Annotated in this window: 15 protein-coding genes; 13 read left to right on the forward strand and 2 right to left on the reverse strand. The window is 43.7% G+C overall.

What is annotated here, in order from left to right:
• Positions 1 to 420: 420 nt before the first annotated feature.
• The 7 genes from HMPREF1254_RS02815 to dcm all read left to right on the forward strand — a co-directional run bounded on the left by HMPREF1254_RS02815 (position 421) and on the right by dcm (position 10,691).
• Positions 421 to 2,058, forward strand: a complete 1,638-nt coding sequence (locus HMPREF1254_RS02815) for a leucine-rich repeat domain-containing protein (RefSeq protein WP_155945413.1) — start codon at positions 421 to 423, stop codon at positions 2,056 to 2,058.
• Between the two features lie 405 nt (positions 2,059 to 2,463).
• Positions 2,464 to 2,907 (forward strand): lytic transglycosylase domain-containing protein, encoded by a 444-nt coding sequence (locus tag HMPREF1254_RS02820; RefSeq protein WP_023057070.1) that lies wholly within the window; start codon positions 2,464 to 2,466, stop codon positions 2,905 to 2,907.
• A gap of 567 nt (positions 2,908 to 3,474) precedes the next feature.
• A complete protein-coding gene (locus HMPREF1254_RS02825) occupies positions 3,475 to 4,368 on the forward strand; it encodes a glycosyltransferase family 2 protein (RefSeq protein ID WP_023057042.1) in 894 nt (297 codons plus the stop codon).
• A gap of 452 nt (positions 4,369 to 4,820) precedes the next feature.
• Positions 4,821 to 7,151: a GH92 family glycosyl hydrolase gene (locus tag HMPREF1254_RS02830; protein ID WP_023057011.1), complete on the forward strand. Its 2,331-nt coding sequence runs from the start codon at positions 4,821 to 4,823 to the stop codon at positions 7,149 to 7,151.
• A gap of 280 nt (positions 7,152 to 7,431) precedes the next feature.
• On the forward strand, positions 7,432 to 7,650 hold the full coding sequence (locus HMPREF1254_RS02835) for a helix-turn-helix domain-containing protein (RefSeq protein WP_036873461.1): 219 nt from the start codon (positions 7,432 to 7,434) through the stop codon (positions 7,648 to 7,650).
• The gene (locus HMPREF1254_RS02840) at positions 7,643 to 9,532 is read left to right on the forward strand and encodes an SAM-dependent methyltransferase (RefSeq protein ID WP_036890877.1); all 1,890 of its coding nucleotides are present in this window, start codon (positions 7,643 to 7,645) and stop codon (positions 9,530 to 9,532) included. Before HMPREF1254_RS02835 ends, HMPREF1254_RS02840 begins: the two co-directional genes overlap by 8 nt.
• Positions 9,519 to 10,691, forward strand: a complete 1,173-nt coding sequence (gene dcm, locus HMPREF1254_RS02845) for a DNA (cytosine-5-)-methyltransferase (RefSeq protein ID WP_023057086.1) — start codon at positions 9,519 to 9,521, stop codon at positions 10,689 to 10,691. The genes HMPREF1254_RS02840 and dcm overlap by 14 nt, the downstream gene beginning before the upstream one ends.
• 59 nt (positions 10,692 to 10,750) lie before the next feature.
• Here the strand turns inward: dcm and HMPREF1254_RS02850 are convergent, their stop codons facing one another.
• Positions 10,751 to 12,181, reverse strand: coding sequence for a type II restriction endonuclease Alw26I/Eco31I/Esp3I family (locus HMPREF1254_RS02850; RefSeq protein WP_023057055.1), 1,431 nt, complete (start codon positions 12,179 to 12,181; stop codon positions 10,751 to 10,753).
• A 1,160-nt stretch (positions 12,182 to 13,341) separates the two neighbouring features.
• On the opposite strand from HMPREF1254_RS02850, the gene HMPREF1254_RS02860 reads away from it, so the two are divergent.
• The 6 genes from HMPREF1254_RS02860 (at position 13,342) to HMPREF1254_RS02885 (ending at position 22,051) form a co-directional block, all read left to right on the forward strand.
• Positions 13,342 to 14,835 carry a hypothetical protein gene (locus HMPREF1254_RS02860; protein WP_036890880.1) on the forward strand — a complete coding sequence of 498 codons (1,494 nt, stop codon included), beginning with the start codon at positions 13,342 to 13,344 and terminating at the stop codon, positions 14,833 to 14,835.
• A 67-nt stretch (positions 14,836 to 14,902) separates the two neighbouring features.
• Complete coding sequence (locus HMPREF1254_RS02865; RefSeq protein WP_023057162.1) at positions 14,903 to 15,349, forward strand: hypothetical protein; 447 nt, start codon at positions 14,903 to 14,905, stop codon at positions 15,347 to 15,349.
• Between the two features lie 105 nt (positions 15,350 to 15,454).
• Positions 15,455 to 16,939, forward strand: coding sequence for a hypothetical protein (locus HMPREF1254_RS02870; protein WP_196806282.1), 1,485 nt, complete (start codon positions 15,455 to 15,457; stop codon positions 16,937 to 16,939).
• Positions 16,940 to 16,969: 30 nt separating this feature from the next.
• Positions 16,970 to 20,440 (forward strand): hypothetical protein, encoded by a 3,471-nt coding sequence (locus HMPREF1254_RS02875; protein WP_023057080.1) that lies wholly within the window; start codon positions 16,970 to 16,972, stop codon positions 20,438 to 20,440.
• Between the two features lie 22 nt (positions 20,441 to 20,462).
• Positions 20,463 to 21,035: a hypothetical protein gene (locus HMPREF1254_RS02880; protein WP_023057143.1), complete on the forward strand. Its 573-nt coding sequence runs from the start codon at positions 20,463 to 20,465 to the stop codon at positions 21,033 to 21,035.
• A 236-nt stretch (positions 21,036 to 21,271) separates the two neighbouring features.
• Positions 21,272 to 22,051: a hypothetical protein gene (locus HMPREF1254_RS02885; protein WP_231385791.1), complete on the forward strand. Its 780-nt coding sequence runs from the start codon at positions 21,272 to 21,274 to the stop codon at positions 22,049 to 22,051.
• Between the two features lie 399 nt (positions 22,052 to 22,450).
• Here the strand turns inward: HMPREF1254_RS02885 and HMPREF1254_RS02890 are convergent, their stop codons facing one another.
• Positions 22,451 to 23,395, reverse strand: coding sequence for an OmpA family protein (locus HMPREF1254_RS02890; protein WP_023057019.1), 945 nt, complete (start codon positions 23,393 to 23,395; stop codon positions 22,451 to 22,453).
• Between the last annotated feature and the right edge of the window lie 8 nt (positions 23,396 to 23,403).

Genomic DNA, 23,403 nt, shown 5'->3' on the forward strand with positions numbered 1-23,403 from the left:
ACATGGCTCAAATGGGAGAGTTCTTATGATGTTTTGTAGACGATTTTAATAAAAAACTTACAAATTATTGCTTTTGTTTGTAATATTTTTGTACTTTTGTTGTCGTAACAGCGTGCATCTTGCAAAATACCAAATGAACATGACTACTCATGGACGTATCTGTAGGGGCGTGATTCATCAGGTTCTGCCTTCGCACATGCTTGATGAGAGATGTTATTGATGCGTAATGGGCACTTGGTGTCGATGCCACTCCAAACTCTATGGGTTTGCACTCCAATCTCTATGAGTTTGAGTACTAAACTCAATGCGTTTGCACACTAAACTCAATGCGTTTGCGAAGCAAGTTGTATGCATTTCCTGTCCAAACTGAAAATTGAATGCTAACTGATGTTTAAAAATTATTTAAAAATGAGAGAAAGTATGAAGAAAATTTTACTCATGATTGCACTTTTTACCTGTGCATCCTGGTCGGTCATGGCAGCTGACACCGACAAGCCAGCTGCAGTGTTTACCTATAACGAGGCACATGTGAACAAACCTGTGAAAGTGGGACTGGCAGCAACTGGCAGCTTTTCGGTAGATTGGGGCGACGGCGTTCTCAAAAAGTATGACAAAACGCAGTTTTACGTCGAAACCGTGAAAGGAAAGCAGGTGAAGCTGTATGGCGATTTTAAGCAAATTACCGCCGTCGCACAAGAGATAGAGGAGATGGATTTGAGCGGTTGTCCGAACATTCTGCTACTTAAAATCTATGAAAACAACATCAAACATCTGAATGTGTCGCACATGACGAAGATGACCGGACTGTACGCTGCAAAAAATAAAATTGAAAACGAGATGGATTTCTCCGGCTGCAACGACTTGAAGGTAATCGACCTCAGTGACAACAAGATTCCAGGCAAGATGGATTGCAGCGGCATGAAGAACCTTTCGAAGATTGACGTGTCTGGCAATCGCCTCACTAAGTTATTGCTGCCCAAGGATGAGAACACTGTTCTGGTAGATGTAAACTGTGATAACAACGAGTTGACTGACATTGACGTTACGGGTTTGAAAAAACTCGACGAGCTTTCTTGCTCAGGAAACAAACTTCAAACAATCGACCTTACCGGTCTTCCTGCCTTGAATAAACTGTATGCCGACCACAATGAGATCAAAAATATCGTGTTCCCGCGGGATAACAAGCTGGATTTGCTCAACCTGAGTTTCAATCAGCTGGAGAGCATCAACCTGGTGCCCTTGTTTCAACTCACTGGCTTGTACCTGTACAACAACAAATTGACGGAACTGGACTTGACCCCCAATCGCAACCTGCGGTGGATCAATGTGGAACACAACAACCTGTCTAAATTCAGCACCAAGTCTCAGCCGCAGTTGGCCTTGTTACGCATTTCTTACAACAACCTCTCTGAGCTGGACATCACAACCAATAAGATGGTCAACACGCTTTATGCTGAGCACAACCGGCTTACCAACATTGATGTGAGCAACAACTCTTACCTGTTTGATTTCAATATTGGCAATAACCAACTGACGACCCTCGACATCTCTAAGAACCCGAGCATGTATTACCTCCGTTGCGACAGCAATGAGATTGCCAGCCTGGATTTGTCGGCTAACCAATACCTCCATCTGGTAGCAGCCGAACATAATAAACTCACCACGCTCGACCTTCAGGGCAAGAAAAGTCTGCGGGGCCTCTTCATTCAGGACAATGCCATCGCCGACGCGGAGTTGAACAAGATCATCGCAGCTTTGCCCGACATCAACGGCAAGAAGCCCATCCAAGGCGTGACGTGGAGCGATCAGCTGGTGTACTCTTGTCAGAACAGTACCGACGTGCATAAGGCTGAGGCGGAGAAGAAAGGTTGGAAGGTAACCGCGAAAATCACATCGGGCATTAACCGTTTGCTTCCACAAGGTTCAAGCGATGTTGTGCGCTACTTGTATTACAATCTCAGCGGCCAACTGCTCAATGCCGAACCTACCCATGGCTTGTACCTTATTAAAGAGGTGAGAAGCAATGGCACAACTACCGTGCGCAAAGTGACGAAATAAGCACGTCGCTCACACCAGCAAACGGTGCTAAAAACAATGAATAACGCCTTCCGGTTGAGATAATCGGAGGGCGTTTTGCATTTTCACAGTCACCACGTCAATCGTGTTTCAATCATCCCAAAATGCCCATGAATAGACGGTGGTGGAAAGGTAACTGTCAACAAATCAATGTCTTACATTTTGAGAATAAGACTTAAAAAGATTGAATAATTTGTCAGTTCGCCTTTTTTTGCATACCTTTGCACCCGATAAAAATAGAGATGGCATTTTGTAGTGATTATAAGCAGGCCATCTACTAAGTATCTAACGGAGCTGGATGAGCAGAAAAATCATTCTCACATAGCTGCCATCCCGGGCATGTTTGACAAGAGCGTTGTCAAGTCCAGGCTCCATAAACAAGTAAATATGGAGAGAATAAAAAAGATTGTTTTTGTAACATGGGTAATCTTGCTCTTTCTTCCCGGTTTTGCCTTGGCAGGACAAAAGAAAGGCGCCAGTGCAAGAAGCAATTTCGATTGGGCTCCAGTGATGGAGGCAATCATTCATGTAGAGAGTCGTGGAGATGTCAATGCGAGGAGCGGAAACTCGGTTGGTGTGATGCAGATCACGCCGATACTCGTCGCAGAATGCAATCAAATCTTGAAAAGACGTAATAGCAAAAAACGCTACAAGCTGTCAGACCGCCTAAGCGTGGCAAAGTCTAAAGAGATGTTTCTATTGATTCAATCGGTGTATAATCCGAATAACAACGTTGAGAAAGCAATCCGTTCATGGAACGGTGGACCTAACTACAGTAAGCGTAGTACGCATCATTACTTCAGGAAGGTGATGAAAGCGCTGAGAGGATAATTAGAGGGTTTCGCTTTTTTACCGATTTAAGACTTATAGAGATCCAACTGTTAGAAATCTGAAACAGGATGCTGGCAGTTGGATTTTTGTCTTTCTACATTACGTGTATGTCGATGATTTGGAGTGATGCTCATTCTCCTATTTTCCTATTTTCCCATTTGATGAGACGAATCATGATGAATTACGTTCTACAATGTCGTATGTAGATAGAACGATTATCTAACCGAGGGACTCGTTAAGGTGGCCCGGCATTCGTTTTTCTTATCGTTCCCAATTGCTTGGAACGTTTGTTTGTTCACACGGTTGTGCGCTTGGCGAATGTGGCAACAAGAAGTATAAAACTTTTCTTTCTTGATTATCAAGGATATTGCTTACTTTTGCCAAACGTTGCAAAAGAATTGGCCGAAAAGCTCTCCAGAATGACGAATAATAATTTCCCTTCCGCCGACTTATGCTGTACAAGAGGGAATATTGTAGATATAACATGACTCACTTTGTAGCTCAGGCCCTGTCCTGGAATGTGAAAATAGGTATTAAAAATTAATTCATCAGACCTGATTAAAGAAGATGTTGCTGTCTGTCATCATTCCCGTTTACAATGTAGCACACACTCTTGAAAGGTGTGTGCAGAGTGTGTTGGCTCAGGATGTGCCTGATATCGAAATCATCTTGGTGGATGATGGGTCGAAAGATGGATCGGCTGTTCTCTGTGATACTTACCGCAACACAAAGAACGTCACTGTTATCCATCAGGCTAATGCGGGGCTCTCTGCTGCACGAAACACGGGGTTAACTGTGGCACAAGGTAGGTATGTCACTTTTGTTGACTCGGATGATTACCTGGATGCTGACCTCTATGCCTCGCTGATGAAGGTATTACAGGCGGATGACGATATCGATTTGTTGGAATATTCGTTTGTCAGAGACGATGGAAAGAGCGTGGAAACGCATACCCTTCATGATAAGTGTTATCACGATGTGTGGCGCTATTGGTTTGAAGCCAAGGCTTATCTGCATGGTTTCGCCTGTAATAAAATATTCAAACGAACCCTGTTTGACACCATCCAGTTTCCCGTTGGCCGTAAATTTGAGGACGTCTTTGTGCTTCCACAGTTGTTAGGTAAGGTTAGCTGTGTTCGTACCACTCCTATCGGGTTTTACCAATATACCTATAATAAGAACGGTATAACGGCTCGGGCGCAAGGCAACGAATGGAAAGATCTGTTGCAAGCGCATCTCAACGTGTTGGAAAACACGTCCCTTCAAGCCTGCGAAGGCTTTGGCGCTTACTATGCCCATGTGTTGAATGTCCAGTTGCATACCTACGAATTGACGGGCGATGTGAACGATATCCAACTTCCCACACTTCCCTTTTATGGCACCCTGAAATTAAAGTTGCTACGTCTTTTTGGCATGAGACGACTGTGCATGTTACATCGCTGCCTGCACCAGATGCTGTAAAACGGCAGCTCTATCTGTTGACTGAGTGAAGAACAAGATACACGGTGATGATGAATTTTCTTGACATCGAACCTTTTTATAATTGGCGAATTTACCATCAACGATGCATTTTGCGGCAAATTTCTATGTTGAAAGTTTTCAAGAGCCGTTTTAAGGGTCAAAAAACAGATAACATATTTTATAATTCTGTAGAACGTGATGAATTAGGTTCCGCTCCTCACAAAAAGACTAATTAAATCAACCCACGCAGGGCAGGTTTCATAAAATCTTTCTTGATGCAGAATAGACAGATCGATCGCAACGGCATGTTCGTTGCGCTTGATGACGGATAGGCAATGAATGGTTCCGGTTGGGCACATCCAACGTAGAAGTGAATAAATGATAACGCATTTGCCTGTTCTTGTTTTTTATTGTAAATTTGCCATACTAATAACACTAACTAAATAAATAATATGAACATCATTAAAACGTGTCTGTCTGCACTCGCACTGGTTACTGCCATGAACGCAAGTGCACTTGATAAACTAGCCCCCGTAGACTATGTGAACCCTTTGGTGGGTACCCTGTCCAAGGTTTCCCTCTCAACGGGTAATACCTATCCTGCCATCGCCCTGCCTTGGGGCATGAACTTCTGGATGCCTCAAACAGGTAAGATGGGAGATGGATGGGCTTACGTTTATACAGCCGACAAACTTCGCGGATTCAAGCAGACGCATCAACCCAGTCCATGGATTAACGACTACGGACAGTTTGCCATCATGCCCATCACCGGCAAGCCGGTATTCAATGAAGACGAACGTGCCAGTTGGTTCTCACACAAGGCCGAAGTGGCCAAACCCTATTACTATCGCGTTTATCTGGCTGACCACGACGTGGTGACGGAATTGACTCCGACAGAGCGCGCCGTCATGTTCAGGTTCACATTCCCCGAAACCAATCATTCGTATGTGGTGGTGGATGCCCTTGACCGCGGCTCGTCTGTGAAGATTATTCCTTCAGAAAACAAGATTATAGGATATACTACACGCAACAGTGGAGGTGTACCCGACAATTTCAAGAATTATTTTGTCATCAAGTTTGACAAGCCTTTCACGTACAAAGCTGCAGTGGCTGATGGTCAAATCAAACAAGGTACCACCGAGGCAACGGTCAATCATGCTGGTGCCATCATCGGCTTCAAGACCAAACGAGGCGAGCAAGTGCATGCCCGCATCGCCTCTTCTTTCATCAGTCCTGAGCAAGCAGAACTCAACTTGCAGGAGATGGGCAACCTGTCGTTCGAACAAATCAAGGCACAGGGCAGACAGACCTGGAACAAGACGTTGAGCCGTATTGAGGTAGAAGATAAAAATGTGGACCATCTGCGTACCTTCTACTCGTGTCTTTACCGCTCTGTATTGTTCCCTCGCAGTTTCTACGAGAAAGATGCCAATGGAAAAATCGTCCATTACAGTCCGTACAACGGCAAGGTGTTGCCAGGCTACATGTTTACCGACACAGGCTTCTGGGACACGTTCCGTTGTTTGTTCCCCATGCTCAACCTCATGTATCCGTCCATGAACGTCAAGATGCAAGAAGGTTTGGCCAATGCCTATCTCGAAAGTGGCTTCCTGCCAGAGTGGGCCAGTCCTGGCCATCGGGGCTGCATGGTGGGCAACAACTCGGCATCAGTTGTGGCAGACGCTTACCTGAAAGGGCTGCGTGGTTACGATGCTGAAACATTGTGGAAAGCCGTGACGCACGGTGCCAATGCGGTTCACCCGAAGGTTAGCTCAACGGGTCGCTTGGGATGGGAGTATTACAACAAATTGGGTTATGTGCCTTACGATGTGAAGATTAATGAGAACGTGGCTCGTACTCTGGAGTATGCCTACGATGACTGGTGCATCTATCAGTTTGGTAAGTCGCTGGGTAAGTCTGAAAAAGAACTGGCTCAGTACAAGAAGAACGCCATGAATTATAAGAACGTATTCGATAAGGAAACCAACTTGATGCGCGGTCGCAACCAGGATGGCAAGTTCCAGACACCGTTCAGTCCCTTGAAGTGGGGTGATGCCTTTACGGAGGGCAATTCCTGGCATTACTCTTGGTCAGTGTTCCACGACCCACAGGGCTTGATCAACCTCATGGGAGGCAAGCAAACCTTCGTTCAAATGCTCGATTCTGTCTTCAATGTTCCGCCTTTGTTCGATGACAGTTACTATGGAGGTGTCATCCATGAGATACGCGAAATGCAAATTATGAACATGGGTAACTATGCTCATGGCAACCAACCCATCCAGCACATGATTTACATGTACGACTATGCCGGACAGTCCTGGAAAGCTCAATACTGGATTCGCGAGGTGATGGACAAGCTCTACACACCTCAAGCCGACGGCTATTGCGGTGATGAGGACAACGGGCAAACTTCTGCTTGGTACGTCTTCTCGGCCATGGGCTTCTATCCTGTGTGTCCCGGCACCAACCAGTATGTCATCGGCACACCTTACTTTGACAAGATGACACTGCATTTGGAGAACGGCAAAACCATGACCATCACGGCGCAAAACTGTAATCAAGACAACAAATATATTCAGTCGTTGAGCATCAACGGTACGCCTTCCACTAAAAACTTCTTCACGCACGACCAGTTGATGCAGGGCGGTAACATCCATTATGTCATGGGTAGTACCCCCAACAAACAGCGAGGCATCAGTGACAGTGACGCTCCTTATTCGTTCACGAAAGAACTGACTGGAACGAAAAGCATGAAAAGTAAGAAAAGCAGACGTCGCAGATAAGCGAGGATGAACATTCATCACCCGAGAGGCGTTGATTGAGAAGATAAATTTAAAGGCTGGCTCTAACCGCATAATGGGTTAGAGCCGACCTTTTAAATTTACATGCAGCTCCATCCATGTATGGGGCAACTTAAATACAGGTCAGAATATCAAGCAATTTGACTTATACACCATAAAATCATAGCGGTTTAAAACATGTTAATGTTTGGTGAAATAACGTGAATTACCTAAAATACACAGAAAGATGTAGTATTTTTACACAAAATTATTGTGTAAAACAATGAGATTAAATAGAATAAAGAAGGTCCTTGACGATAAAGGTATTTCTCAGACATGGTTGTCAAAGAAATTAGATAAAAGTTTCAATACAGTAAATGCTTATGTATGCAATAGAAGTCAACCAAATTTGGAAACATTGTTGCATATATCTCAAATTCTAGAAGTTGATTTAAAAGACTTAATTTCTGATGCAGATGAAAGGGATATTTGCAATGAATAAATCAACAAAAGAACTTGTAGGAACATTTAGTGATTTAGAGATTAAACTTATATCGCAATACATATCTGGAACGGAGACAAAAAAATCAGGTAGTTTCACTATGTCCAATTGCGAACTTGATTTAATCAGTAAATCTGTTCATTTTGATGTTTTAAACTCATTAGTCTTATTGTATGTCAAGCATACTTGTACAGACTTTACGCCTGAAACAATCCCCGACATTATAATTGGCTCCTATACACCTGTTGACATTAGTATAAGCGTTAATGAAATCCAGTTAATTCCTGATTTATGTGAGCAGCTACATATTAATTATCTGAATTCAGAAACTGTTCTACGTAACAATATAGTCAGACAAATAAAGTCAAAAAAGCATTTGATTCAAAATGGAGCTATTTATACTCAAGATAGCATAGCTTATTTTATTGTAAAATACACATTAAGCAAATTAAAGAAAAGGGATCTTGAAAATTTTAAGATCCTTGATTTTGCAATAGGTACAGGACGATTTTACAGACAAATACTTACCTTATTTGAAGAAGAATGCGGAATTTCTAACGATGACGCTATTCTACACCATGTTTATGGGGTAGACATAGACCCTATTGCAGTAACAATTAGTAGACTTATTGCTTTTTCAAAATTGAACAACAAGTCCATTTCTCATCTTTTAACAATATGCAATAACATCATTTGCAAAAATGCTTTGATTCGTGAGCAACCTTTTGATGATGTAGAAGCCATATCAAAAGAAGATTGTAATGACTTGTTTTTCAGTGGATTCGATGCTATAGTTTCTAATCCTCCTTATCTCGTTTTAAAACCTAATAAGAACAAGCTGACAAAGGAGTCCGTTGATAAGATTAATTACATGGCTAAATATTTTAGAAACTCAAATTTCTATAAATATGCCATAGAAGGAATGCTTAATCTTTATCAGCTATCTATAGAGTCAATGATAGGTATGTTAAAAGTCAATGGAGAGATGGGGATAATCTGCCCTTCTACTTTGTTCGCAGACATATCAGCTGCTAAACTTAGAAAGCATTTGTTGTCAAAACATAAGGTTTCATTTATTAAATACTTCTCTGAAGATGATTCTTTATTTGATAATGTGACGCAGGCCACTTGCATTTTTAATTTGACGAAAAACGGAAAAACAAATACAATTGCAATTGAGCAGAATGGAAAGAAATATAACATTTCATTTTCTTCTGTAAAAAAGTTGTTTCCTGACAATTGGGAGATTCCCGCTATCGATAAAATAGAATGGGATATTTTATCAAAAATTGCATCTTTAAGCAAGTTGAAAGAATGCTCATATATACGTAATAAAAGAGGTGAACTTGATTTGACGCTTTATAAAGAGTATATTACATTATCCCAAACTGATTTACGTTTAGTTCGAGGAAATATGATAACTGTCGATGGTATAGTTGATAAAAATCACGAGTATGTTTCCAGGGAGTTTTTGTCTAAGAAATCTTCTGAATACTTGAAACATGACTATGGACATCGAAGGTTGATATGCCAACAAATATCCAATCAAGCTCAGAAAGTTCGGTTGAAGTTTGTAATATGCCAGAAAAACGATATCTTAGGGAATTCGTGCAATTACATTACAGTACCAGATGCGTTACTCAACAAGGTTTATGTATTACTAAATAGTGCCCTGCTGAATTGGAGATTCAAGATAACAAGCACAAATAACCATATCAATAATTATGAATTAGGTGAACTTCCCATCATTGATATTGATAAGTTATCCACGTCAATCATGGAAAGTGATCCTATTAGTCGTGATAAAGCTATTTGCAGATTATACGGTTTAGATATAAACGAAACGAATTACATTGTGAACAAATATTATGATACTATATAATCATGTAGCCTATAAATTAGGACCGCACGAAAAAGAAGTCGCAAGTTATATTCCAGAGGGCGGTAACTGGAAGGACATTCCCTTGTCTGTTACAGACAAAAGATTGGAAGGAATACGAGCGACTGGTGGACGCACAACCTACTATGGAAGATTAAAATGGAATGCACCGAGCTACACGATTGCGACATATTTCAATCGTGTAGGAAATGGATGTAATCTCCACCCAAGCCAATTGCGAGTAATGTCAACTAGAGAGGCTGCAAGATTACAGTCTTTCCCAGATGATTTTATATTTGTTGGTTCCAAGGCATCTCAATACAAGCAAATAGGAAATGCAGTTCCTCCTTTGCTTGCAAGAATGGTGTCAATGCTAATTAAACCTCATTTAAACAGTTACAACTTTGTTGATTTATTTGCTGGATGTGGAGGCTTGTCTGAAGGCTTTTTAATGAATGGCTATAATCTTGTTGCAGCTAATGAATTAGATAAAAACATCATACAAACAAATATATTGAATCATTCAAAGTATGCAAGTGCCGATAAATTTATTCTTGGAGACATCACTCAACAAGAAACCAAAGACAACATAATAGATGCATGTAAGGGGAAGCAAATTGATGTTATATTGGGTGGTCCTCCATGTCAGGGGTTCTCGTACGCAGGATGGCGTGATCCAAAAGATAAGCGCAATCAACTTTTTAGAGAATTTGTTTCTATTGTTAGAGTCTTAAAACCAAAATTCTTTGTCATGGAGAATGTACTAGGTATTTTAACAATGAGAGATGGTGAGACAATTAAAGACATTATCCATGCTTTTAAAGATGAAGGATATAATATAGGAGCACCATTAAAACTCAATGCCATGTGGTTTGGTGTCCCTCAGAAACGCAAACGAGTCTTTATCATTGGATCATTAGACGAAAATATAAAAATAGAACAACCTGAACCATTATTTGATTATCATGATATGTTCTTACCAGAGCCAGTAACCGTACGTGATGCCATTGGTAGTCTGCCTAAGATTTCTGACGGTGGAGGCCATGTTGAAATGGAATGGGAATTGTTGAACCCAACTCCTTATGATTTGCTTATGCAAAGAAAAATAAGATTTGATGAGTTTTATAACATGATGTGTAATAAAAAAAAGTGGAGAGAATAACGACTATTGTTATTCCCTCCTCTTGGGCATGTTTAAATATCATTTGGCTCAGCCGCCATTTAAGAATCGAAATTGAGTTTTGTAGAATATCTTTTTTGTTCATATTCTATCTCATATATCTCTTGTGACACAACATTTATGAGGATATATAGTTTGTTGTGTGCTTCTTCATATTTTTTTTCTTTGATTGATTTAACAACATCCATTAAGTCTTGTGAATTTTCATCTATCAGGAAATAATTTTTTCTGTTTTCTTTTACTCCAAAATCAGATAGGCTATCAAAAGCAATTCTTAAATATCTTTCTTGGTTTTTCCGTTTGTTCTTACTGTCAAGAGGCTTTGCTATGATTTTAAGTCTGTCAAGATGACTTATGTCAATATTCTCAAAACGATAGTCCACCATCGAGTATTCCGGATGCAAATAACGCAATAAAAAATCTCTTCCTGTATATTTATAGATTAAAGAAAGTATATATAGCACATTTTGATGACATTTTGCCATAACAGAACTTGCCTTTTTTGCATCTATGTCATTATTGATTTTCGTTTTCAATAAATCCCAAATATATTTAGAATGCCAACTAATGACAATTTCTCCTTGTTTTTCCAAAGCAACCAATCTGTCGACATCAAATTTAGTAAATCTATTGTTCTTTGCACTGTTACAACCGCTACATAACGGAGTTAAATATTTACTATGACAAAACCCCAAAGATACAGGGCCTATATGGTCAGCTGTCATACGTTCAACTTTCCCACACAGTGGACATTGCATTTCAGGTTGCTTATGAAATTCGCCCATTAAACGGTTTGCAAGATTATAATCACCGTCAGACCAGTTTTCGTAAGCCCTACGATCTTGAGTATAAGTTTTCATGTTGTCATCATGCCTTCCTCTGTCTTTCACTTTTCTACAGCATAAAGCATAGGAATGAAAGCCATTAAACCGATCAGGCGGATTACACATTACTCCAGGAGAAAGATATTTACTTTCCTTGCGAACCAATTCTCTATATATAGTTTCTATTAAATCAGTCTTGTCTTTAGGTTTGGACAAATGTAATATTGCAGCTATGTCATTTAAGTCTTTTGGATTTTCACAGAAGCGTATTAGTATTTCCTTAATCGTATAGTCTGCTTGTCCAAAATGTGTACCAAAGAGTGCATTTATCTTTGACAAAGTTCTTAGTGTGGGATACTCGTAAAAGATGCTACGCTCTTTTCCGCAACATTGACAGACATGTTTACCTGTTGGATGTATTAGTCTTGCTACTTTAGCATAGCATCCTTTTTGGATAGATACACCAAGTTCTTTACATTTGGCATCCCACCATGCTTGTCTAAGCTGGCCTTTCTGCGATTTTCCCGTTACGACCCAGTTTACCCTTCCGTCTTTTCCTCGATCATAATACAAGCCTTTGTAGTTGGGATGACGAACAATCATCTCAACATATTTGTCAAAATTTGGATGGTATTCCATTCCGCTCATAGTCTTTTTCTTTTTAAGAACTATGAGAGCAAAAAGCCCTCTTTTCCAGAGAAAAAAAGGCGTGGAAGTTGATTAACCTCAGGGCTTAGCACTGCCCGTATCAGACAACAATCATCCTGCCCACGCCCATATAAAGGAGCGTAAACATCCATTGTCCTGGCCGAACTGATACGTTTTTGAAGTGCTAATTCTGAGATTTCAGTCGAGTCAAGGATGCCCTAACTCAAATTATAATCTTTTCTTTGAAATTTTTCTTATTTATGTTAATACTAAGTGAATTGTTATTCGGTTTTACCAAATACAAAAATACAAATTATATCCATTCTGACAAAACCTATATGAATTTTTAGATCAAGATAGGTAATATGATGAATCACGCCACTATGTATTTGTAAAATATTTCGTCTGTTTTTAGCCCTTAAAACGGTACATGAAAGCTTTCAATCTAGAAAAAATCAATAGGCAGATGCGGAGCAAATAGGAGATTGGTTAGCCACAAAAATTGGATTTTACCGCAAAAGCATGGAGATAACGCTCTTAGATGTATGCTATTAGTGGACAATCAACATGCTATTGCACCATTAAAGCATGCATATTGAGCTCTTAACTCAATGCTTTTGACGAAAAATGGAGTTGAAAATAGCTACAAAACAGCATGAGAAATATGTAATATTTTGTTTATCAGTTGAATACAAAAGAATCAAATGCTTGGCGTATTTGCCGCAAGATGTATCGTTGTTCGCAAATTCGCCAGCTATGAAGAGGTTGGATGTCAAGAAAATTCATCACCATGAGGTGTTGTTGGAGATGAACATCTAACAATCGTTAATGATGATGAATGCTATGTGCGCCGTGTCTTTCTGGGCCGGCTGTGATGAAAGTTCACCTACATCAGGGATGGAATACCATGGTGATATGGCCTATGTCAAGTCAACCAGGGGCTTGGGAACGGCAAAAAAGACTTAATTTATTTGTCGTTCCCACCGCTTTACATTATCTTTGCAAGAGATAGAGAGCGAAATGAAAACAAAGACAATCAATTAGCTTCACTGCGTGGTTGGCTGTGTGGTAGGCTATCTGATGTATCAAAAATGTTGCATGCTTATCGGCTCAACGGTAGGGCATTGCAACTATCTCGGCCCATAAAACGTCTTAATGGAATGAAAAAAATATTTGGAAACCCTTTTTTAATCGCTTTGATGCTCATTGCCTTCTTTGTGAGCAGCTGTGGCAACAGGGCCAAAAAAGATTTGAACCACCTGCTCATGGAGCTGGCGGGAACAGATTACACCATCGACCACGATGACTGGATGACCCTCGAAAACTATTTGGATGGACAGAAGGCAAACTTCCCAGAGTTCTATGATGATGGAAAACTTGACCCCGATGAGGTGCGCGAATACATCGAAGATTTTTTCAGTCATCGCCGTGATGCCAAGAAAATTGACTTCTCGGGTATGGCTGTTGAGCCGCTCAAAGTGAATTTTTACCTTGAGCGTTCGGGTTCAATGATCGCCTACGACTCGCCAGCCGGTGACGGTTCGTTCAAGGCAGCCATTGTTCAGATGCTGAACAACCTGCCGGGAAACAATGCGGATCATAAGATTTATGTGGTTAACAACTCGATAAACGCCTATCCCAAAGGGTTCGACCAGTTTGTGAAAGACAGCAACATCTTCGAGGCTACCAAAGGAATTGGTAATCCGAGCTTTACAGATTTCGGTTCCATCTTCGACAAAATCCTGAACAATACCAAGGATGATGAGCTGAGTATCTTGGTGACCGACATGATTTATTCTACCAAGGACATGACAGGTGTCAATCCACAGAAGGTGTTTGCTGAAGCGCAAGGCATGACCAACTCGGTTTTCAAGAGTGAGGTGAAGAAGAAGTCGATGCTCATTGTGAAGATGATGGGTTCGTACAACGGCCTGTATTATCCATACAATTCACCCAGTAAAGGGGTGCCTTACAACGGCAAGCGACCCTATTACATTGTGATAGTGGGCAACAATGAGAACATCGCCCGACTGACGCAGGATGAAAACTATGAGGCATTTGCCCACCTGTCACAGCTGCGGGGCTATGAGAACATGTATCTCTTCGAGACAGATGATGTGTACGAACCTTATTATTCTTTGCTGTTGAGTCATCCCCAGATACGCGGAAGGTTCCAACCTGAACGCGGACAGGGTACGCAGGTGACGAAGTTGGAAGGCCTCAAGCAGGATCGCAACAGTGGAGATATCAGGCTGGTATTGGCGGTAGACCTGAGCAAGATGCTCATTGCGGACGAATATCTCACGGATGTGAACAACTATGTGGTTGACGCTGACGATGCGGTTACTATCAAGGAGATTCGTCCTATCAACAAGTCGGACGTCACACCGGCTGAAAGAAAATACATTCAATCGGCCACCCATCTGTTCGTGTTGTCTGCGAATGAGCTGAAACACGACCAAGAAGTTGAAATCAAGTTGCTCAATAGGATGCCTCGATGGATTGAGGCTTCATCTAATGACAACGACACTAAGGTGGACGGCAGTACTACTTTTGGGTTGAAATATCTGCTGCGAGGCATCTACAATAGCTACCGGAAGAATTCGGATGGAGAACCTTATTATTTTGAAATGGAATTGAAGTTTAGCAAATAGCATGCTTCGCACGAATGCTAACCGGCTTGGTTGCAGCCTTTGTGCGGCATGACGATAGAACCACGTTATGAAAAAAAATACGATATTGTTGCTGGCAGGTGCCGTGATTACCCTGCTGTTCATCATTTTTGCCACATCTTTGTTTGAGTCACTGTTCTATGAAAGAGAGTTCTCCAATGAGATGTATTCGGCCAATCTTTATTTCATTGTAGCCATTGTGACAGCCCTGATAGCCTGGGCTTTTGCCGGTATTTACTATTATGTCATCAACTCGGTGAGCTTCTCCCGGTGGTACCATTGGCTCATTGTGCTGTTTGCTGCCATGATCGTGGCTCCTGTCATCAACTACACCTATCCCAGTGGTTTGTTTTCGGCAGATGGACTCGACTTCAGTGCGCAGCTCTTCAGCTTCTGTCTAGTTGACGTTGCGGTGACGGCCGTGCTGTTTGTCATTGCCAGTTTCTCCATTCGTTGGTGGTCATCCAACTGCCGACACACGCCAATCCCAGAGTAGGGTGGTGAATATTGCATTATCAAGAATCATTAGAACATTACCATAGTGAGACTATTCTTATTTTTAGTGGGCGGAACAGGTTCGCGTGTCATGCGACCACTCATCATGCAGTTTGCTGCTGGCATTCATCCTTTGGACGAAGCGGGACAGCCCAAGCCGCTTGAAGTGGTGCCTATCATCGTGGATCCCCACAAGGCCAACGAGGACCTGAAGCGCACCAGCAACCTGTTGCGGTGGTATAAGCAGATACGACAAGCACTGTATGGCGACCGTATGGACGTGACCAAAGGATTCTTTTCGGTCAAGATATCTACCCTGAGTGACATCCTGCCCAATGGCAGTAACCTGAGTGATACGTTCCTCTTCAACATGGGTTCCATCGCATCGAAGAAGTTCAGCGATTTCATCTCTTATTCCACGTTGGATACAGGCAATCAAGCCCTGTGCTCAATGATGTTTTCCAAGGATCAACTTGATACCAAGATGGACATCGGTTTTGTGGGATCACCTAACATAGGGTCGGTCGCATTGAACCAGTTTAAGGATTCGGAAGAGTTCAAGCAGTTCTCCAATGTGTTTCAAAAGAACGACCGCATCTTTGTTGTCAGCAGTATTTTTGGCGGAACGGGAGCTGCCGGCTATCCCATCATCGTGAAGAATATTCGCAATGCTGGCAACAACATCCAAATCAACAACCGTGGCGATTTGCGCGATGCAAGGATTGGTGCGCTCACCGTGTTGCCTTATTTCAACATCCAACAGGATGAGAACAGTCCGATTTCGCGGGCCGATTTCATTTCAAAAACCAAGTCGGCCTTGTTCTATTATCATGACAATCTTACGGGAATTCGACAGAATGGGGTAGACTTGCCCATGTCGAAAGTAAACGCTTGCTATTATCTGGGGGACGAAATACCCAGCAATCCTTACTTCAACGACCCGGGTGGCAACGGACAGCGCAACGATGCACATGTCGTGGAATATGTAGGTGCGCTGGCAGTTCTTGATTTTCTTCAGATTCCAGACGACCAGTTGCACACGGATAACGGCAACGCCGTGAACCCCATCTACAAGGAATATGGGTTGGCCAACGACAAGATGACGCTGTCACTGAAAGACTTTGGCACGTCAACACGTTTGCATGTCAACAAGCAACTGTCGAAGTTTCACTTAGCATACCTGTACATCACCAATCAATTGAAGAGCGATGTGGGACGAGGTTACACCGAGGACAAACCGGAAATAACCAGCGGTTTCCTCTCCACAAGCTTCTTCCACACGCTGACAAGCGATTTCTATGTGGCTTATCTTACCTGGCTGAAGGAACTCAAACTCAATCAGCGCAGTTTTGAACCCTTCCATCTGACAACCGACAAGCTGTCTGATGCGTTGAACGGCATCGCGCCCAAGAGCGGCTTGTTCAAGTCAACCATCGACTATAAGTCTTTGCTTTCTTCCCTCAACAAAATGAGTCAGCAGGCTGTCAAGACGCAGAAATACGGCACCGACCGCGTGGCTTACAAGCTGATGAACCTGCTGGATGAGACGCTGGACAAGCTGGTTGAAGAAAAATACAACTCGGTGGTTTAGCATTGTTGAACGTAAATACAAAGTCAATTCATGTCAAAGATATTATCCTATAATAAGAAAACATCCGGTGAAGATTGGATTCCGTTGAGCAGTCAATATAACGCTGATGAGATAGAGATGATCGCTGACCCCAATGCGGGGTTGTCACAACAGCCTCGTACGGCCATTCCTTCTCCGTTCGCACAGATGGATTTGGTGAAAAACGCTTTCAAACGACTGTCCATGAATGCCCGTCTGCAAGGCGAAGTGATGGACGAAAAGCTGGTTTCCAATGCGTTGGACATCGCCCAATTGTTCTTTAATTACTCTGAATTGCGCAATCAATTGCAGATTGTGGAATGGAATCGAGCCACCGAGTTGGAGAAGTTGAAAGACTCACCACAGCACAGTTTGTTGGGCGAAACCATCGAGATGTTCTTGCATCAAGACCAAGAAGCCTTCAATTTTGACCAGTTGGATCGCTTATATTTTTTGGTTTATGGCAACCAGGTCATTGGTTCTACCTCGCCAATCACGCTCTTCATGGCATCACCCAATGCGCAAGAAGGGATTTGCGACATCCCCGTGGAGCAGAATGTTCAGCTCTTTAGCCTGTGGCGCCCGTTGTATATGCGCAGCGAACGCTTCGTTAAGTACATCTATGCCTTGTTCACGGCCTATCCAGAGTTGAAGCGTCGTTGCGGTGAGGTGAACAGTTACCTCATCGCCAATCTGCCTTTGTTGCCCACTACGCTGCAGAATGACATCCTGAAAGAGATAGGAAATCCTGCCGCCATGGACCTGGCAAACGCTGACCGGGCACGCGCTTTCCTCGAAACCAACTTCATGCAGATGGAAGAAGGCGTACAGGCGTTGGGCGTTCCCTTCTACGGTGCCCGCCCTGAAGACGTTCTGGCGGCCATTGCAGCCAGTGACTTTAGGATGAAACCCTCACGACCTGTCGATGGCATCGTGCCGCTGGTGCTGCAGAATCATCTCAATGCGACACAGACGGACACCTTCACTTACATCACCGGAACATGGGATGACAACACCGTAATCAGGCCGGATGATTATTCCGTAGAGCCGGAAAAGCGCATCTTACCAGCCACCACGCACCAGTATCCGTGGCTGACTGACGATGATTTTTTCCAACCTGCGTTGATTAAACTCGATTATACCCTCGACCGTGATTGCTTCTTTGACGGCAATCTCACCAGTGCATCGCGCGATGCCGATGACCACAACTTCATCTTACCCTTGAAACCTCTTTACTTCAAGTATTTCAATGTTAGCGACTTGTGGGGTACCATCAATGGCAGACCACGCTTCGAAATGACGCATGGCATGAGGGGAAATGTCGAAACATTGACCGCCACGCTGCGCATTCCTGTGCAGAAAGAGCGCCATTATATCACGCTGCAGCGCACCTATGTGTCGAGTAGAAATGTCGATTTGGCTTATGATAGGACAAACGACCATGGCTATTTCGTCACCGTACCTTTCGCATTGAGCATTTTCCCGTTCATGCGTACGCCGGGATTGAAACAATATAACGTGCAGTTGGTTGACCGTGCGCTGGGCATGTTGGAGAACTTCCGCATCGATTTGTCATTCTATCACGATGGCTATCGCAATGGGATGAACCCCGATGACGTGGTCATGCGTGACCGATCCCTCAAGGCAGAGAAGCGAGTAGGGTCCAAATATTATCGCTTGCAGGATGATTTCGATTACCTCAACGTCACCCTTACCGACGATCATGGTAACCTGGCGGCCGAAGGAGTGCTGTGTCCACGATGGCCGGCGCACGTCCAAGGCAACGAGGCCTTTACGTTCTCCGTAGACTTTGGTACGACCAACACGCACGTTGAGTCGATGAAAAACGGCGATATGCCCGAGCCTTTGGGTGTCAGTGCTTCTGCGCGTGAACGGCTGTTGGCCACTTCGTATAACGGAGAGAGCATCTTGTATGACGTGATTATGAAGCAGGAGTTCCTGCCAAAAGTCATCGGTGAGAACTATGGATTCCCACAACGCACCGTCTTGTCCGAGTGTGAACGCCTTGATGCCATCAATGTCGACCGAATCGTGGCGTTGGGTGATGCCAACATTCCCTTTATCTATGAGAAGGAATCTATCGGCTATGGCAACCGAATTGTGCCCAACCTGAAATGGTCTACAGAGGTGGCTAATAGCAAACGGGTGCGCGCTTACCTGATGGAGTTGGTCTTACTGATGCGCACCAAGGTGTTCTTGGAAAACGGCGACATGGCCAAGACGCGCCTGGTTTGGTTCTATCCGCTGTCCATGAAGGTGGGCAACGTGCGCAAATTGGGCGAGATGTGGGCCAAAACTTTCAGTGAAGTTTTTGGTATCCCCGTGACAGAAGACAATCTGATACAGATGCCCGAGAGCGTGGCACCCTATTATTTCTACAAAAGTTCAAGTCAGTTCAAAGGTGCAGCCAGCACCGTAGCCAGCATTGACATCGGTGGTGGATCCAGCGATGTGGTGGTTTATGCGAGCAATGCACAGCAACCTACTATTCTCACATCGTTCAGGTTTGCAGCCAACGTACTCTTCGGTGACGGCTTCTCGGATGTTCCTCACGGTGATACCAACCCCATGCTCGTGAAATATGTTGATTATTTCAAACGCTTGTTTGATGCCGATGACGACAAGTATGGCGAGTTGAACGGTATCTTGGACGACATCACGGCCAAGCGAAAGTCTGAAGATATCAACGTATTCTTGTTCTCGGTGATTAATAATAAGGTGGTTGGTGACAACGATGTATTCTCCTACAACATGCGACTCAACGAAGATGGACAGCGAAAAATCATCTTCATTTACTTCTTCGTGACGCTCATTTACTATGTGGCCAAGATGATGAAGCACCGCAATCTCGACATGCCTCGCAGCATCATGTTCTCTGGTACGGGTTCGAAGGTGTTGGACATCGTTGGCACGCAGCGCGACCTTGACCTCATTGCACAGACGGTCATCGAGCGAGTGTATGGCCAAAAGTACGATGAGGATGGGTTCAACATCGTCATGGAGAAGAAAGAACCGAAACAAATTACCTGCCGGGGTGCCTTGATGCAAGTGGCTGACAGCACCGGTTGCGAACATGTTCACCAATTGAACCGACTGCTGGACAGCTTTGACAGCTCCGTGAAGTACAATTACACCATGCTCAGTCAGGAAACGCTGCGCTACGAAGACATGGACAAAGAGGAAGTTTGTGCCGCTATCGTTGAGCAGGTGCGCCAATTCAATGACTTCTTCTGTCAGCTCTGCGACGACATTCATGTGGTAGACCGGTTGTTGGTTGACAACCATAGTCTGCAACTGTTCAAGCAATTGGTTAACAAAGACTTGATGCATCACTTGGTGAATGGCTGGAACTTCGTTAACAAGAATCAAGATGACAAGAACGGTAGTGACCCCATTGAGGACACTTTGTTCTTCTATCCGATTATTGGCAGCATTCGGGATAATTTGATAGAGAACCTATAAAAACGCGGGAAGGTAAAGGCTTATGTTTGAAGGACAGATTGAACGGCAGATACAACAGCAACTCGAACCATACGAGGAGCGCATCGCAAAGTTGGAGAAGCACCTTGTTGCGTTGCGGGATCAGGTAAAACAGCTGACCACTGCACTGCAACAAATGCAGGAACAGCAGGAGCAAAAGTCCACGACCGAACGTGACACCGCCGATTCGTTGGAACTACAGACAGGTGTAGAGCTTCAGCGCGCACAACCCCACCAGATGGGCACATCCTCAACCTCAGCCAGTCGTGTCTGCTATTTGCCGGCGCCAAGCAGTGACGGTTGTTTCGACAATGCATCGCCTACCGAGCAGATTGGCAAAAGCATCTATCAGCTCACAACCACAGACGGTGTGAACGGAACGTTCATCATGTTGAACAGTCCGGATGCCATTGCCACGGCCATGATTAGCGTATCGCAGTTTGTTAAGCCGGTGTGCAAGGTCGTTGGCAACGCCAGTGTCTATCCTCGGTCTATCGAAACGGTTGACGAAGGGTCGGCCGTGTTCGAGAATGGAATATGGCGTGTGGTGAACAAGGCGGTGGTGAAATTTGATTAATTATTGACTCGTTTTTTCAAACTCTTTGCTATTGGTTGCCAAACTCATTGCTTTTGGACACCAAACTCATAGCAATTGTTTGCCAAACTCATAGCTATTGAACTCCTATTAGATAGCTATTGGTTACTCCTTGATGCACAATTAGTTAGAAAACTCATTTTAAAAGTAAACCCATTGATATGCAAGTAAAATGTCCCAAGTGTAGATTTCGATATGACATCACAGCCCCAAGCGGTATGACTGAGATAGCCTGTGTGTGTCCTAGATGTGGACAGCCTTTCACTTATCTCATGGAGGACGCTGCGAATGAGCAGACTGAACCCTCGACATCCGATCAAAATACGGATGGTGAGGGTGCGACAAGTGATGCTAAGGCAACGCACACAGGCACGCCAACCGGTACTCATGCGGTAGGAGAGATGGGCACTTCAACAGAAAGACCTGCCAGTAGCCCCGAAAATCTGGATTGGCAGCATGCAGATGCGCATTCTGCTAAGTCTGCCGGAGCGTATCATACACCCATGAAAGGCACCGGCAACGAGCAGAATCAAAAGCGAGGTGGCTTCTTCCGTTCATGTTTCTTCCTGTTCTTTGTTATTCTTTTGGTACTGGTGTTGACTGTCAGAAGTTGTTGGAAATCAGCTCGCACCGATCGGTTGGACAGCTCTTCCTTGGCCGATGATAATACGGAATACCGCCTTGATCAGGAGCATGACGTGCCATCTTCACATGCAGAGGTTGACCCATTCGAAGAGGTTCATCCTGGAAAAGCACCCAGTTGGATACAAGGAACATGGACATACGGAACAGATTATGGGGTCATCAAGTTGACCATCAACGATAAAAAAATCACGGAGAGCATTGGCGATGAGACCGTAAGTGGAACGTTTTATTATGAAAACAGACGGTTGGTCTGCGATTTTGGCGATCCCAACAATATCACAGTTTACCGACTTGACACCGAACGTCAGCAGATTGATGCCGGCAACGGCATGCTCATGGAGAAAGAACCGTAGGCTGTTGCCGTTGCATCGCAGTACAACTTTATCACATCTGTTTCATCTTAGTAGGGGAGAGTGCTGATTTCATAGATTTGATTTCTTATCTGACATAGCCGGATCATGTAGCTTCTGAGATGATTAAGTGGGCTACATGAACTCGCACCTGCTGATTACCTATGCGGGAGTCGCCATGTGGGTGCGTGACTTCCTAATAAAACAACCACTCATAGTTTTGCTTCTTTTGTTGTCGATGTTAGTTGGATTCATCCATCCTAACTATCGATATGTGCAAAACCACGAGTGGTTGTTGGTTTATGTGATATTGGTGACGGTCTGAATCAGGTGTTTGTTTCCTCAATCGGAACAAGACCTGTTTGATTCTCGCCACACTATCTATTCAGTTTTGTTTATCTTTTAGAGTGATACGCACACCTCAACTCTACGTGCATACGTGTTCATTTCCGAATGTTTGTCGATGCCGTAAGATAGCACAGACACTTGATTGGCATGAACACCATTCTTCAGTAAGTAGGTTCTTACGCTGTTCATCCTGCGCATAGCAAGGTCGCGATTGAACGCCTTCGGCCCATCTGGACTGGAAAATCCTGTCAGTTCGGCTTTCAGTTTGCGGTAACTTTTCAGTGCGTTTGCCAAGTCATCGAGCGTGTGCTTCGCCTCTTTTGACAATGCATCCGACGATATTTCAAAGAATACCTGTCTGATATTGGTGTCAAAAGTAGCAACTTTTACTGTCTGTGCTGGCTGAACCGGTTCATGATTGTGAACACTCTCTGTGACAGTTTCCTCAAGAGGAGCAGCCATAATCACCGTGTCTTTTTGCACACGGAGGTTGTTAAGCTGTCGTGCCATGGCGTCTATCTGTTGCCTAACAGCTGGATCCTGAACGGTTGTACTCAAGGTTTCAATTTGCTTTTGCAATTGATTAATCTGTTCTTGCAATTGCTCAGTTTGTGTTGAGTTCTCCGATTCTGCGTTCTCCGGCCTCAGATTTTGTACCGGTGGATATGGCGGATAGATGGGGTGTGCGCCATTCTGTGGAACATACACAGGAATGTACTCCACTCTTCTGGACGAGGAGTTGTATACAGGTACCGTCTGTCCCTGCGGGGATGGGCGGTAGTAGTATCCTCTCCGCTGTGGCCTGGCATTTCTGGTCGGTCTGTATTGTTTTCTCATTTCTCTGGCAGCCACACCTCTCAGCACCTCCATCAGTTCGTTTCTGTCAACTACGATGGTGTCATCCGTTGCAGGTGCCGCACCCAAAATGGGCGCTGCACCTGTGTAGGAGATAGGTAGTGTTAGGAAGGCAAGTGTTGCCAGACCGTACTTTTTCAACATATTTTTTA

Origin of the sequence: Prevotella sp. BV3P1, assembly GCF_000479005.1 — a bacterium.
Taxonomy (GTDB): Bacteria; Bacteroidota; Bacteroidia; order Bacteroidales; family Bacteroidaceae; genus Prevotella.